We start from the raw sequence: 13,978 nt of genomic DNA on the forward strand, positions 1-13,978 counted from the left end.
GAAGTAGTAAAACAAAAATCTCTCCGCACGGCGTTCGCTCCCTCATGTGGGGTCATACTGCCGATGCGGAGAGAAATGAAGCCTATCGGGTTTTATTCACCCAATATATATTTACCAAAAAATTTCTCTGCTTTCTTCTCTGTTACTTCTCCATGCCAGGCGTTTTCCGGCTGAAAACTAACCACAGGCGCGTAATCGCAATTATCAGAGCAGTCCATCTTTACAAGCAATACTTCTGCTTTCAGATGGTTTTCTTTGATTTTCTCTTTAAAAACCTTCCTTATTTCTTTGCTGTATTTACCGCATTTACTACCGTCGCACACAAATATGGTGTGCTCAGGAATTTCTATCTTGCTCATGGCTATTTATCTAGGTAATCCTGAAAAGTACGCTGAATAAGCGCTTTGCCTAATTCAAGGTCATGAGGGGTAATGTCTCCGTCAGACTCAATCATTTTCTTACCGATGTTGTCGAAAATAAGGTTTTTCTTTGGTTGCACAAACCCAAACCCATTATTAAACGAGAAAAACGCCCATGGTCTTGCTTTGGGGTCAAAAATATTCTTACTCCAGTTATAGGCATAGGCGTTCAAACCCACCTGATGCAACAAAGTAGCTGAAATGTCTATCTGCGATGCCACCGACGAAACCTCAATGCCCGTTTTAGCCAAAGCGCCACCCAGCCAAAGCATCGGTATTTTAAAATCATCAACTTTTTTGCCAGTTGGCGGTATCCGGTGGCCGTGGTCGGCTATGATAATAACCAGGGTGTTATTCCACCAGGGCTGTTTTTTAGCCGTTTCAATAAAGTCACCGAGCGAATGATCAGCATAATACATCGCATTCATGAATTTTGTTTGCTCATCATCACCCTCAAAGGCGTTGGCAATCGGAATTTCAAATGGTTCATGGCTGCTCAGCGTTAATATGGTCGAGAAAAACGGCTGATTCACTGTGGCATGGTCGGCCAGAAACTTGTTAAAAACGATTTCGTCATGTGCACCCCATTTAGAGTTCCAGTATTTTGAATCAAAATCCTGCTTGCTCACAATCTTCTGAAAATCAGAAGAATAGAGATAAGACTTAATATTGGCAAATTCAATTTCTCCGCCATAATAAAAATCGGTTGCGTAGGCGTTCTGCTCAAAATCTTTACTTAAAACCGGCAACTTGGCCGATTTGTTGGGTTCTGTAATGATAGAAGCAATTGGCTGTGCCGGATACCCACTCAAAATAGCCGGTATGCCTTTGTCTGTTCTGTCGCCGCTGGCATAAATATTCGAAAAATAAACGCCTTCTTTTTTCAGGGCATTGAAACGGGGGGTAACTTCAAGACCATTAATCTGATGTCCGGTTGCCTTTTTTGTAAAACTCTCCCAGATTACAATCAGTACATTTGGTTTTTTGATACCCTGTTTTAAAATTTTCTGCCCTTTTTTTGAGCTTACATATAATTCCTTGATTTTGTCGCTCAATTCTTCTTTAGGCAGGTAGGTATAAGAATTTACCTTATCTATAGAACCATTAACCAGCGCGCTGAAGAAGTTCCAGGTGGGGTTAACCGCAGCAATATTGGCAAAATTATTAGTTGAAAAATAAACGGTACTCTGGTTCATGGGCGATACCCCCAGGCTGCCGCGTATGGGTATAATCAGCGAGCCGGTAACAAGAATTGCAACCGGAATAAAAGGCAGATTGTCTATGTAATTCCAGTTGTCAATATTACGCGTTATGATTCTGTAAACAATTAATGACGCAACGGTTAGCAGTATCAGAAAGCTGAGAAACAACTGCAAGAGCGGAGAAGAACTAACCGATGCCCAGGCTTCGCGCGGTGTTTTCAGATACCGCAAAGGGGTGGCATCCAGGTGGTATCCCCAGGTATTAAAAACCTGAAGATCAATTACAACAATGAGATTGGCAAAAAGAACCATTATAAAAGTATAGCTGAAAATCCAGTTTTCGAGCCTGCTTTTTTTAATGAAGTTAGAGAATGCCACCAGCAAAAAAGGAATAACAGACAGGTAACCCGCCATTGAAAAATCCATTCTTATACCGTTCCAGAAAATCCCCCATACGGTTTGCAAGGTAAGCAGTTTGGTGTCTTCAATATGATAACCCAAAAAAATTAGTCTTGCAACCAGAAAGAAGATAACCCAAAACCCATAGTAAATCAGTAAAAATTGTAATCTTTCTTTCATTGAATCGGTTTAGTAAAATTAGCTCAAGCTTTGGTCAAAGTTTGCGCAGCCAATAATTGAGGCTGGCAGACTTGTTTTTAATAAAGAAATATCACTTATTGATCAAAAGTTATAAATGCTTTTTTAATCGATGTACTTTCTCTATTTTTAACCCCAAATATAGGACATCTCAACAAAACTACTAATAAAAAATGGCAAGATTAAGATTTAAGGCGGTAGATGAAGCCCAAACCCGCCAAACTATTAAAGTAGACATACCTGCTGGCAAAGTAACAGAATACTATGGCGCAAATATCTTTAATGATGACGTGATGCGCGCCATGTTGTCGCCGGAGGCATATACCAAAGTAACAACTGCCATTAAGAGTGGTGAAAGAATTGATCGTGAGATAGCTGACGAGGTGGCGTCTGCCATGAAATCGTGGGCCGTTTCAAAAGGTGCCACACACTATACGCACTGGTTTCAACCTTTAACGGGTGGCTCTGCCGAAAAACATGATGCTTTTTTTGACATTAATTTTGATGGCAAAGCCCTGGAGAAATTCAAAGGCAGCTCATTGGTGCAGCAAGAACCAGATGCCTCTTCGTTTCCGAGCGGGGGTATCAGGGCCACTTTTGAGGCGCGTGGTTATACCGCCTGGGACCCAACCTCTCCGGCATTTATTATTTACAACGACGCCGGCACAGGTACGCTTTGTGTACCTTCTATTTTTGTTTCGTACACAGGTGAGCTGCTTGATTCCAAATCGCCGTTGTTAAAGTCTCTATCGGTGCTCGACAAAGCAGCTACCGAAGTAGCCACTATTTTTGACCGTCATGTTGAGAAAGTATCAGCTACATTAGGAGCAGAACAGGAGTATTTTCTCGTGGATAAGGCCTTATTCAATGCCAGACCTGACCTGATGATGGCCGGTAGAACTGTTTTTGGCCATGCCCCGGCAAAAGGCCAGCAGCTGGAAGACCACTACTTTGGCAGTATTGCCCCAAGAGTTAATGCCTTTATGGTTGACTTTGAATTTGAGTGTCTGAAACTGGGTATTCCGGTTAGAACGCGTCATAACGAGGTAGCCCCGGCTCAGTTTGAAGTAGCCCCGACTTTTGAAGAAGTAAATCTTGCCTGCGACCACAACATTCTGTTAATGGATGTGATGCGTAAAGTAGCTAAAAAACACCACTTCGAAGTTTTGTTTCATGAAAAACCATTTGCTGGTATTAACGGTAGCGGTAAGCACAACAACTGGTCGATGGGTACAGATACCGGCGTAAACCTTTTAGGCCCAAGTACCAAACCTAAAGAGAGCTTACGTTTTGTAACGTTCTTGATAAACGTAATAAAAGCCGTTCACGACAATGCCGATTTGCTGAGAGCAAGTATTGCCACCGCAGGCAACGAACACCGCCTGGGTGCTAATGAGGCGCCTCCGGCCATTGTTTCTATCTTCCTTGGTTCAGAAATGATTAAGGTACTGGAAGACATTGAAAACAAAGAAATAGTTTCTATTGAGAAAGGTGAAAACGCGTATATTAAACTGGGTTTAAATCGTATTCCGTCTATTTTGCTTGATAATACCGATAGAAACCGTACTTCGCCGTTTGCATTTACCGGTAATAAGTTCGAATACCGCGCTGTGGGTAGTTCTGCCAACTCAGCCCAGCCGATGATGGTGCTGAATACCATTGTGGCTAATCAGCTGATAAAATTCCGCCAGGATTTTGATGCGGAAATGACCGAGCATGAAGGTAAAAAAGAAGAAGTAATTGTAAAGATTCTGAAAGGATATATTAAGGAGTCAAAGAAGATATTGTTTGAAGGAAACGGTTATTCTGACGAGTGGAAAGACGAAGCGGCCAGAAGGGGCTTGTCTAACGTTGCCAGTGCTCCAGAAGCGCTGAAAGCCTATCTGAAACCTGAGTTTATTGCAGTATTTGAAAAACTCGGCGTGCTGACAGAGCGCGAAATTCATGCCCGCTATGAGATAGAACTGGAGAATTATATCAAGAAAATTCAGATTGAATCTCGCCTTATCGGCGATCTGGCAATGAATCACGTAGTTTCTACGGCTGTTAACTATCAGGGCAAGATGGTGCAAACCGCCAAGGCGTTGCGCGATATGGATCTCAACAAAGAGGCCGAGCCAGTATTGAATATCATTAAGGAAATATCGTTACGGGTTTCTGAAATATCTAAAAAAGTAGAAGAGATGACAGAAGCACGCAAGCATGCCAATGCCATAGACGACATTGAAGAAAGAGCAAAACTTTACGGAAACGACATTAAGAATTTCTTTGAAGAAATCAGATATCATGTTGATAAACTTGAATTACTGATAGACGATGAAGACTGGCCACTGGTGAAATACAGAGAGTTGCTGTATATCAGATAATACCTGGCTTAATACTAAATCAAAAAAAGGTTTGTTCAGCAATTGATTGAACAAACCTTTTTCTTTTGGGTAATTTCCTGAAAATAGAATACAATGCTTAAAGTGTTATTTCGGCAGAAACCTTAACCCCAAAACGCTGTACATCCGGCTTGTCAAGGTAGGTAAGGCGGTGCATGGCTTCAACCCTGAAAAACTTAAAAATATTGCTTACTCCATAGCCTAATTCAATATAGGGAGCTTTGCCCAGCCCTGAGAAATTTCTGAAGCCGGCATCAGAATTGGGGGGCGTAATTGAATAGTTTTTATCGCTTAATGTACCCCATAAAAATTTTCCGGTGGTAAAGGTTCTCCATTTCCATTTTTTAATGAGCGGAAAACGGTTAAATAGCAAGCCCTCAAAGTCATGATTGTATCGAACGGTGGCGTAGCGGTCACTGACAAACTCAAAGATATTCATGAGGTTGAAAGAGTTGCTGACAATAAAAATGGATTCGTTACCGAGATGGCTTTTCAGCAATGGGTAAGGAACGGTACCAAATATGGCCCCTGCCTCTGCTCTGTAGTAGGTCTTACCAAAATATCCGAGATTAAGCGTATGGCTGAACTTGGCCATCAGGTTATGGTAATTAAAATCACTATTCAGAATATTCTTGGCGCCAAGTGTATATTTGAAGGTAATGGTAGGAGACTTAACCGTGCCAAAGCTGAGCCTTTCGTTATCGTTAATAACAGCCAGTTCGTCACGCGCAAAAGTTATTTCAGACAACAGCTCTGATGTGTTAAAGCGCGTGGTAAGAGGCGAGGTGTCGCCCATGTGTGGTAAACTTCTGTACTGAAAATTATAGAGGGGGTCGAAACTCCGGGTTCTTACTCCAAACGAGGTAAACACACCCTTTGATACTTCTCGCTGAAACTGTATTCTGTTTTCGTTTTCATAATACGGTCTGTTCAAAGTGAAGAAACGCATGTAGGCCGAAAAAATAGGGCCCAACCCCAGGTCTTCCTTGCGCAAGCCTACCTGCTCAATATCATGAGAAACCTTCATGCTCATGGTTGTCCATGGCTTTCTTGAAAAAATACGGGTTACTTCTCCGCTCATTTTCCATTCTTCATCTTTTGTGCCATAAGCAAGGTAACCTTCCAGCACCCATTTTCTGCTGAACTCATAATTGGTTCTTAAACCCAGCCTGAGGCGCACGCCTTCAACATCGTTTATGGCGCCTGTGTAAACCAATGAGCCCAACTCAATGCCTGGAAACAAGCGGGTATAGCCACTGGTAAGAATCTTGGCTATTTCTGTATAGTTTTTAATGGCCGGTATAGTCTTGATGGTGTCTATCATGGTATAGGCCAGTTGTTCGTCTCTTGTAAATGGTTCCGGCCGTACCGACTGCCAGTATTTATTGTCGGTCTCGCGGTAGTCTGGCGATATCTCAATACCGCTTGCGTAGAACTTTACATCTTTGGGGCGGTTTATAACAATATCTTCGTTATAGTTGGTAAACTTGAGCAAAAGCCCGGCCGAACCTTTGGTAACTTCAGAGACATCAACCAGAATCCGGTTTTTAACGGGCATCCAGATATTATCTACGGGTTCAAGTTCCTGCTGAATTTTAATTCTTTCTACAAAATTAAGGTTGGCATCTTTTGAGATGGCCGCGTCTATCTGCACAATTCCCCAGGTGCCTTTATGTATCCACATGGTGCCAGCAAAGGCTAAATCCTGCTTTCTTTTGGGTGTAAACTCAATTCGGTAGCAGAAATCGTCGCCCAGGTAGGTGCTGTCTGCCAGGTAATAATCATATACCAGGCGCCAGTCGTCGGCAATAGGAGAGGCAAATGTTTTGTTCAGGATATCAACCTGATTGACATAAAAATTATATTGCTGAAATGTAGAACCTATCAACTGCGACGTAAGGCTGCCATCAGTAACGCCAATGCCTTTAATGTTGGTCTTTTCTATTATTTCCTTCGATAACCGGGGGTCGTTTCTGAAATAATAATGCGATACCGATTCAGATATAAACGTCGGCACCAGTGCCTTACCTTCGTCGTCAGTTAGTGTACCCAGTTCTTCAATGGCTTTGTTTACTTTTTGCGCCAGTTTTCGTTTTCTGAGCTTATCTGTAATGTTATTGATATCAACCTCAATTTTATTATAGCTTTTGTAATCAAAGGCGCTTAATTTCTTGAAATTGTTTTCTGATTTGGCAGCTACTGCCTTCCTGATAATAGCCCAGGCGGGGTTTTCTCCGGCATGAACGGTGATTTCATGCAACAGAATCTCGGTTGGTTTTAATTGGATATTGACCGTTTGGGTCAGGGAGTCGCGCCGTATAAAAACGGTTTTACTGGCATAGCCCATACAGCTTACAAGCAGGGAGTCTGAATTGAGTGCCGGAAGTATGAGAACAAAATTACCTTCAAAATCGGTGTTTTTGCCGATGGTGGTATTTTTTAAGCTGATAGAGGCAAACGGTACAGGGTCATGCGTAACAAAGTCTGTTACTTTGCCTTTAATAGTGTAAGAATTTTGAGCAGCAGCAATGGTGGATGCAAGGTATAAGACCAACAAGTAAAGTCTTTTCATTTCATATCTTGGTGAATTCACTAATCTATAAGATAAAACGCAGCCGCTCTGCCAAAGGTTGCCTTATTTATTAAAATAAGTGTTTTTATAATAGTTATTGTTGAAAAAATACAAAAAAAGTTGGCAGGGTTTATCTGCCAACTTTGTGTTTTTCTGAGGCGGTAATTCAGCCGCTATTTATGGTATTCGTTTATGAAATCTCCCTTGGGCATAAATTCAAGGTCTTCAACCGACTGATTGAAATAATACACCCAGGCTTCGTATTCCTGCTGATTGCTTTTCAGTATTACCCTGGCTTTTTTTCTTACGTATTCAGAGTGGTCAGGGTCCATCGGGTAGTACTCTTCGTATTTGTCTAAGAGAGAAAACAGCTTGTCAGGTTCTTTCAATTGGTAGAGTTCTCCTTTTACAAAGTATTTTTCTCCGCTGGGGCAAGGTATTATACCCGGGTAGTAGTCTACCATATACATTTTGCCCTCCATTGCTGCCTTACCCAAAGGTTCGGCATACTGATTTATCCAATCGTGCGATTCAATGTTTCCGTACTCGCTCAAAAGAGTACCATACACAAACAGATACTGATTTTCATTCATTTCTTTGATTCAACTTGATGCTTTTTTACTATGTTCAAAAAAAAGCGTTTTTAACAATTGAGTAGATTGGTTATCACCCAACCGGGCAGCTATTTTAAAACTTTTTTCTGCACTTTCAAAATCTGCCGTTCTGAACTCCAGCTCGCCAATCATTCTCATTACTTCCGGGTTTTTATCCAGATACATTCTTGAAGCGCGTTTAAGTTCAAAAAGCGACATTTTATAGTCTTCAAGATGATAATGGCACAGGGCTTTCCAACGGAAAGTTTCGGCCAGTGCATTATCTATCCTTATAGATTTTTCAAAGTCGGCCAGAGCGGCTTCCCAGTTCTCAAAATAATAATGACATTTGCCTCTGAATAAATAAGCAGTTGAAGATTTGGGATAGTTGAGCACCGCAAGGTTGAAGTACCTGAAAGCCGCCAGATAGTCGGCATTATTGTAATACACTACGCCTTCTTTGAACAGGATTTCGTCATACTCCTGGGGCGTAACATCCTGACCTAGTCTGATTCTCAGATAGATAAATATCATAAACGGTATGCCAATCAGCAAAGCCTCCATGAGATTATTCTTTTTTGAGTTCTTCCTGCGTTTTTTTGGGTAAACTTTTAACAACCAGGTCGTAAGACTCCGTTATCAGTTCTTTCAAAACCGGGTCTTTTATACGTGAATCGGCTATTACGCTGTTCCAATGTTTTTTATTCATGTGAAACGCCCCTGTAATGCCGTCATATTCTGCCCTGAGCTCTTCATTCTTTTCAGGTGTATTTTTGAGGCTGATAACCAGCGGATGGTTGTCAATACCTACCAAGGCAAACATTTTGCCCATTACTTTAAATACCAGCGCATCAGGCCCAAAGGGTGTTTCTTCAGTAACTCCTTTTTTTGCCAGACAAAATTCTCTGAACGAATCAAGATTCATAACACATGGTTTAACGTGTTGCGCAACGGGTAACCATTACCACCAGACAGAAAAGAAATATGATGATGGAAATTCTGTTGATTCCGTGCATCATTTTCAAATTGAAGCTATGCGGATATTTGCCTTCTTTGTCTTTACGGAAAACCCTTAGAAAGTAAGCAAATACAGGCCCGATAGCCAGATAATGTTTGATTTTATTCATCATGGTTCTATAATTGTCAGTCGTTCAGCAGCTCCATTTCTAATACTTCAGGCTCTAACCAGCGACCATCTTCTTTAATTAGTTCTATTAATTCATTGACTGCGTTGTCGGCATGTACCGACTTCTTCACCACGTTTTGCCCGCGATACAGCGCAATTTTGTCTTTGCCTATGCCTACATAGCCATAATCGGCGTCGGCCATTTCTCCGGGCCCGTTTACAATACAACCCATAATGCCAATTTTAACGCCTTTCAGGTGGTCGGTATGTTTGCGTATCAAGGCGGTGGTTTCCTGCAAATCAAACAGTGTACGACCGCACGACGGGCAACTGATGTACTCTGTTTTGCTCATCCGTGTACGCGCCGCCTGCAGAATACCAAACGATGTGCTATTGGCAGCAGCAGGGTTATCGAACGATAAAAGAATGCCATCACCGAAGCCGTCAACCAAAAGCCCGCCGCAATCGGTAGCGGCATATAACTGGGCATCTACTTCTGCCTGGCCTTTGTAATTGCGTTTCAAAACAACCGGGTTTTTGATTCCGGCATTCAGTAATTCAAAGTATATCTTACGTAGTTCTGGCATGGCCGCCTCATTGGCTGTTTCAACCACCAACACTAGAGTAGGATGCTGTTTTATTATTTCTGCAAAAGCCGGTGTTAAATCGGCCAGCGTTACTTTTACAAAATTGATAGCCTGGTGCATTTGGTTTGTAGCAATGGCATCGGCAAAACTGGGGGTATCAAAATAAGGAAACTTATTGACTTTGTCTTCATGCAACTTCCATGCTTCAGCATCCAGAATCTCTTTCAGGCCATTGGGTAGCATAAACGGAATAGGCGTTTTGCCGCTAAAAATATAATCGGCACCTATATCATTCATGCGCCATTTATCAGGCAAGGGTAAATAAAAATGCCCTATTGGCTTTAAATCTTCGTGCTTTTCAACAATTGTATCAGAAAAATCAGCAATTACTCTCGGCACGTTCAAGCCTCCGAAATTGCCAACCTCCAGCGTTTCGCGTCTTTGGTACTGGTAAGGATTAACGGGGATGGAATTGATTGGGGCTATGGGCTGCGCTTTTTCATTTCTACGGGCATAGCGGTCTACCAATGCACGTGCTACCGGCGCTTCAAACTCAGGGTCTTCTGTTAAGCTTACACGCACGGTGTCGCCGAGGCCGTCTTCCAACAAGGTACCAATACCCATTGCCGATTTGATTCGGCCGTCTTCGCCTTCACCGGCTTCTGTAACACCCAGGTGCAACGGATAAGGTTTCAGGTTTTCGGCGGCAAGTCTTTGCACCAGTAACCGGTAGGCTTCAACCATTACCTGCGGGTTAGACGATTTCATCGAAATAACGATATTGAAATAATTTTCGTCTTCGCAGATTCTGAGAAACTCCAGAGCAGATTCAACCATTCCGAGTGGGGTATCACCATAGCGGCTCAAAATCCTGTCAGATAGTGAGCCATGATTGGTGCCAATACGCATGGCAGTGCCGTACTCTTTACAAATTCTTATCAGAGGCAGAAAACGGTCTCTGATTCGCTCCAGTTCGGCCTGATAATTTTCTTCGGTATACTCAATAAACTCGAAACGCTTTTTATCAGCGTAGTTGCCCGGGTTTATTCTTACTTTTTCAACAATTCTTGCGGCCAGTTCGGCTGCATTGGGTGTAAAATGAATATCAGCTACTAAAGGAGTAGTATAACCCCTGCGGCGTAGCTCATTTTTAATATTTTCAAGATTCTGTGCTTCTTTTACGCTGGGTGCAGTAATTCTAATCAGCTCGCAACCGCTTTCAATCATTCTGATTGACTGTTCTACCGACCCTGTTGTATCCATAGTGTCAATGGTGGTCATTGACTGCACCCTGATCGGGTAGTCAGACCCCAGCCATAAATCACCTATTTTTACCTGTACGGTTTTTCTACGGGTGTATTCGGTTAACGAATCACAATATTTTTTTTCAGACTCAGACATCTATTTATGTTCTGTTTTTTGACGCAAATCTAACCATGAATATAACGAGTTTTATGCAAGAAAGGTTGAAAAATTTATCAGAAATTGAAAAATCGCTGATATAGACTGATAAATACCAAAAACACACCCTTAATTTGTGATTTAATGATGCATTGTTCTAAAAAATCAAGATTGTATGCAAGCTGCGGCCATGATTGCGCATTAATGCCGGATTATTGATAATTTTGCAAAAAAAATACTTGAATGGTTTCAGAATTAATTAAACTGCCGGTGATGGAATCTTTTTATACCCTTCAGGGAGAAGGATACCATGCTGGCAAAGCTGCCTATTTTATAAGGTTAGGAGGTTGTGATGTTGGCTGTGTATGGTGCGATGTGAAGGAGTCGTGGGATGCCTCCATTCATCCGCAATTTACTGTGGATGAAATTGTTGAGGGCGCTTTGGCCTATACAGGCAGAATGGCAGTAATTACAGGTGGCGAACCATTGATGTATAACCTTGATGAATTAACGGCTTCACTGCAAAAAGCCGGTTTTAAAACCAATATTGAAACGTCTGGCGTATATGAAATGAGCGGGCATTGGGACTGGGTGTGTTTCTCGCCCAAGAAATTTAAAACACCACATGAAAGCATCTATAAGCAGGCCAATGAACTGAAAGTAATCGTTTACAACAAGAGTGATTTTGCCTTTGCAGAGAAATACGCGGCATTGATGAATGAAAACTGTATTTTGCTATTACAACCTGAATGGAGCAGGCATGAGGAAATGCTACCGCTGATTATTGATTATGTAAAAGCAAACCCCAAATGGAGAGTGAGCCTGCAAACCCATAAGTATATGGATATTCCATGAAACCTAAATATGCCCCTTCCCTTCTAAAGGGATGGGGCTAAAGAAAATCTACTTTAAGGTTCAACTATTGCCCATACTTAAAACGTTGCCCGTACATCACAATAGAGGCTATAGCTAAAGCATTGGCATGAAGGTTAAAACCTACTATGGCCGGGCTTGCATTTTTATCTAAATCAAGCTTTGTTTTCAAAGCATAAACTGTAATGAGGTATTGGTGCGGGGCGCCCGGAGGAGGGCATGGGCCGCCGTATCCGTTTGTACCATAATCAGTAATGCTCTGGATAGCCTCTTTTGGAGCAATAAATTTGTTTATATCGCCCGCACCGGCCTTCAGTTCCGTAACGTTTGCCGGAATATTGAATATCACCCAATGCCAGAAACCACTGCCTGTCGGGGCATCCTTATCATACATGGTAACCGCAAAACTTTGAGTGCCTTTGGGAATACCTGTCCAGGATAATTGAGGAGAGATGTTCTGACCGGAACAACCAAAACTATTATAAAACTCTTTGATGGTGGCTTGCCCACCCAGGTCATTGCTTTTTAAAGTGAAGTTCTGCGCCAATGCCACATTGCCAAACAGCATAACGCATAGAAAATATACCCCTGTTTTTTTCATATCAATCTGGTTTTGAGTTTATCAGTAAATTTTAGACAGAGTCTCTTAAAAACAAATAGCTACTTTTTATATTGGAGGCGTAAGGTATTTTTACCAATCATTTTCCCCATTGCGGCACCCTGTTCTATACCGTCTCTGAAATGGATACCTCCATAAACCCTTGATATACTGCATTCGTTGGCTGCTTCCCAGAAAGAACTGAATTTGCGGGGTGCACCTACAAAATACTTTGAGTAATCAATAAAACTATGGTTGTCGCCCATTTTTTCGGTAAGAATAGTGGCCATCGTTGCCGATTGCGCAGAATGCCCCGACGGAAACTCCGGGAATGGCGGGGTAAGCAGGGCTGGTTCCCACTTGCTGTCAATATAGCGTTTGATATACGCAATAGGCCTGATAAAATTCTGCTCATATTTGGTTTTCCAGCAGGCAATAAAAGTATCGTTCAGGCCAATTGTCAGGTTACTGTAAAGCTCGGCGGCTATATCAAGGCTTTTCGGATTTTGCTTTAATACCTGTGTAAGAATAGAAATGGAGTGCCCTGGTGCCGAGTAAGTAAATGCGGCGGCGTCGTCCCAGAAATTGGCGATCTGTAGTTTCTTACTGTTGGGTTTTACTTCTTTTGAAATATTGTAGACCTCCATAGCCATCTTATAAAACTGAGAGCTGGGGTAAATAGAAAACTCAACCTTCGGCTTTATATCTACGCCATTCTGGTTTTCGAGCAGAAAAGTGCGGTTTTTTCCCCAGTACGGATGCAGCGGGCCTGTGTTTTCGAGGTCGGCCACACGGTTTATTTCAAAACATGAGGTACAAACAGGCAATTTATAGTTCATGTCATAAGTGCGCATAAATGTATTATGCCCACCGTCTGTCATGGAATAATTATAAACCCAATTGGCAATTTTTACCCCATATTTTTGCGATTTCTCAACGGTTTCGGCTGGTAATTTTTTTGAAAAATAACTATTGATTGAATCTTTAAGGGCATAAACTTTTTCCATCCAGATAAATGGAGACGACACAAACATTTTGTCGACCATGGTAAACATGGCTGTTGAAGCAGCCAGAGGGGCGTTGAAATCGGTGCTGTCTATAAATAGGCTGTCGGGCTTTTTGAAATCCTGTAACTGACCCGATAACGAAAAATTGTCGGTGTAGGCTGGTAAAATTGCCTCGTAAGCCGCAATATTAATGTAAGCGGTGTTTCGTGCGGCTACATTTGGGCTGTAGCCCTGGGTTTGTTCAATTAAATCAAAAATGAGCTCATGCCAATGCACCATCAGGTCAGAGGTTTCGTAATTGTATTTACGTTGCGGCTCCTTCTTTCTGAAAGTTGAACCTACATTTGCCGAATCTGCGGCCGATGCGTCGTCAATTTCTTCAATTTCTTCTTCCTGTTGTGTATTTACAGTTGCAGGCTTTACATTTGCAGTTGTTTTAGGAGGGTTAGCTTTTTTAACGGCCGGTACTTGCTTGCCAGTTGTTGTGGATTTGGCAGTTGGTTTTTGTTGCCCAAATACTCCTAAATAAACTATGATTAAAATTCCAGTCAAAAAAGATTTCTTCATAGTTGAGACATAATTATAAAAAAGACGAATATTTGAACCTTATTTCTATTTT

Annotated in this window: 12 protein-coding genes; 2 read left to right on the forward strand and 10 right to left on the reverse strand. The window is 41.9% G+C overall.

Features of this window, described 5'->3' with window-relative positions:
* Positions 1-92 precede the first annotated feature (92 nt).
* Entirely contained in the window at positions 93-359 is a 267-nt protein-coding gene (locus NZ848_RS11970; protein ID WP_253535480.1) for a (2Fe-2S) ferredoxin domain-containing protein, read from the reverse strand.
* Between the two features lie 2 nt (positions 360-361).
* Positions 362-2,200 (reverse strand): LTA synthase family protein, encoded by a 1,839-nt coding sequence (locus tag NZ848_RS11975; protein ID WP_259015667.1) that lies wholly within the window; start codon positions 2,198-2,200, stop codon positions 362-364.
* A 191-nt stretch (positions 2,201-2,391) separates the two neighbouring features.
* On the opposite strand from NZ848_RS11975, the gene NZ848_RS11980 reads away from it, so the two are divergent.
* A complete protein-coding gene (locus NZ848_RS11980; protein WP_253535484.1) occupies positions 2,392-4,584 on the forward strand; it encodes a glutamine synthetase III family protein in 2,193 nt (730 codons plus the stop codon).
* Positions 4,585-4,681: 97 nt separating this feature from the next.
* Here the strand turns inward: NZ848_RS11980 and NZ848_RS11985 are convergent, their stop codons facing one another.
* From NZ848_RS11985 to ispG, 6 genes are all read right to left on the reverse strand, one after another.
* Positions 4,682-7,174: a DUF5686 and carboxypeptidase-like regulatory domain-containing protein gene (locus NZ848_RS11985; protein ID WP_259015668.1), complete on the reverse strand. Its 2,493-nt coding sequence runs from the start codon at positions 7,172-7,174 to the stop codon at positions 4,682-4,684.
* A 173-nt stretch (positions 7,175-7,347) separates the two neighbouring features.
* The gene (locus NZ848_RS11990; RefSeq protein WP_101726954.1) at positions 7,348-7,767 is read right to left on the reverse strand and encodes a gamma-glutamylcyclotransferase family protein; all 420 of its coding nucleotides are present in this window, start codon (positions 7,765-7,767) and stop codon (positions 7,348-7,350) included.
* Positions 7,768-7,776: 9 nt separating this feature from the next.
* The gene (locus NZ848_RS11995; protein ID WP_253522218.1) at positions 7,777-8,331 is read right to left on the reverse strand and encodes a tetratricopeptide repeat protein; all 555 of its coding nucleotides are present in this window, start codon (positions 8,329-8,331) and stop codon (positions 7,777-7,779) included.
* Positions 8,332-8,335: 4 nt separating this feature from the next.
* Positions 8,336-8,692 (reverse strand): MmcQ/YjbR family DNA-binding protein, encoded by a 357-nt coding sequence (locus NZ848_RS12000; RefSeq protein WP_259015669.1) that lies wholly within the window; start codon positions 8,690-8,692, stop codon positions 8,336-8,338.
* A gap of 10 nt (positions 8,693-8,702) precedes the next feature.
* Complete coding sequence (locus NZ848_RS12005; RefSeq protein WP_101727198.1) at positions 8,703-8,894, reverse strand: DUF6728 family protein; 192 nt, start codon at positions 8,892-8,894, stop codon at positions 8,703-8,705.
* Positions 8,895-8,910: 16 nt separating this feature from the next.
* Positions 8,911-10,881 carry a (E)-4-hydroxy-3-methylbut-2-enyl-diphosphate synthase gene (gene ispG, locus NZ848_RS12010; RefSeq protein WP_259015670.1) on the reverse strand — a complete coding sequence of 657 codons (1,971 nt, stop codon included), beginning with the start codon at positions 10,879-10,881 and terminating at the stop codon, positions 8,911-8,913.
* Positions 10,882-11,154: 273 nt separating this feature from the next.
* Between ispG and NZ848_RS12015 the strand changes: the two genes are divergently transcribed.
* The gene (locus tag NZ848_RS12015) at positions 11,155-11,736 is read left to right on the forward strand and encodes a 7-carboxy-7-deazaguanine synthase QueE (protein WP_259015671.1); all 582 of its coding nucleotides are present in this window, start codon (positions 11,155-11,157) and stop codon (positions 11,734-11,736) included.
* Between the two features lie 64 nt (positions 11,737-11,800).
* Here NZ848_RS12015 and NZ848_RS12020 read toward each other — a convergent pair whose 3' ends face one another.
* Together NZ848_RS12020 and NZ848_RS12025 are read right to left on the reverse strand one after the other, a co-directional pair.
* Positions 11,801-12,355 (reverse strand): YbhB/YbcL family Raf kinase inhibitor-like protein, encoded by a 555-nt coding sequence (locus NZ848_RS12020; protein ID WP_259015672.1) that lies wholly within the window; start codon positions 12,353-12,355, stop codon positions 11,801-11,803.
* Positions 12,356-12,414: 59 nt separating this feature from the next.
* The gene (locus NZ848_RS12025) at positions 12,415-13,926 is read right to left on the reverse strand and encodes a vanadium-dependent haloperoxidase (protein ID WP_259015673.1); all 1,512 of its coding nucleotides are present in this window, start codon (positions 13,924-13,926) and stop codon (positions 12,415-12,417) included.
* Positions 13,927-13,978: the final 52 nt, after the last annotated feature.

It is taken from the genome of Emticicia fluvialis, assembly GCF_024793945.1.
Lineage (GTDB): Bacteria > Bacteroidota > Bacteroidia > Cytophagales > Spirosomataceae > Emticicia > Emticicia fluvialis.

Coding starts and splice junctions, on each gene's coding strand:
- NZ848_RS11975 (WP_259015667.1), bottom strand. CDS start 2,200: ATGAAAGAAAGATTACAATTTTTACTGATTTACTATGGGTTTTGGGTT.
- NZ848_RS12005 (WP_101727198.1), bottom strand. CDS start 8,894: ATGAATAAAATCAAACATTATCTGGCTATCGGGCCTGTATTTGCTTAC.
- NZ848_RS11995 (WP_253522218.1), bottom strand. CDS start 8,331: ATGGAGGCTTTGCTGATTGGCATACCGTTTATGATATTTATCTATCTG.
- NZ848_RS11990 (WP_101726954.1), bottom strand. CDS start 7,767: ATGAATGAAAATCAGTATCTGTTTGTGTATGGTACTCTTTTGAGCGAG.
- ispG (WP_259015670.1), bottom strand. CDS start 10,881: ATGTCTGAGTCTGAAAAAAAATATTGTGATTCGTTAACCGAATACACC.
- NZ848_RS12020 (WP_259015672.1), bottom strand. CDS start 12,355: ATGAAAAAAACAGGGGTATATTTTCTATGCGTTATGCTGTTTGGCAAT.
- NZ848_RS12000 (WP_259015669.1), bottom strand. CDS start 8,692: ATGAATCTTGATTCGTTCAGAGAATTTTGTCTGGCAAAAAAAGGAGTT.
- NZ848_RS11970 (WP_253535480.1), bottom strand. CDS start 359: ATGAGCAAGATAGAAATTCCTGAGCACACCATATTTGTGTGCGACGGT.
- NZ848_RS12025 (WP_259015673.1), bottom strand. CDS start 13,926: ATGAAGAAATCTTTTTTGACTGGAATTTTAATCATAGTTTATTTAGGA.
- NZ848_RS12015 (WP_259015671.1), top strand. CDS start 11,155: ATGGAATCTTTTTATACCCTTCAGGGAGAAGGATACCATGCTGGCAAA.
- NZ848_RS11980 (WP_253535484.1), top strand. CDS start 2,392: ATGGCAAGATTAAGATTTAAGGCGGTAGATGAAGCCCAAACCCGCCAA.
- NZ848_RS11985 (WP_259015668.1), bottom strand. CDS start 7,174: ATGAAAAGACTTTACTTGTTGGTCTTATACCTTGCATCCACCATTGCT.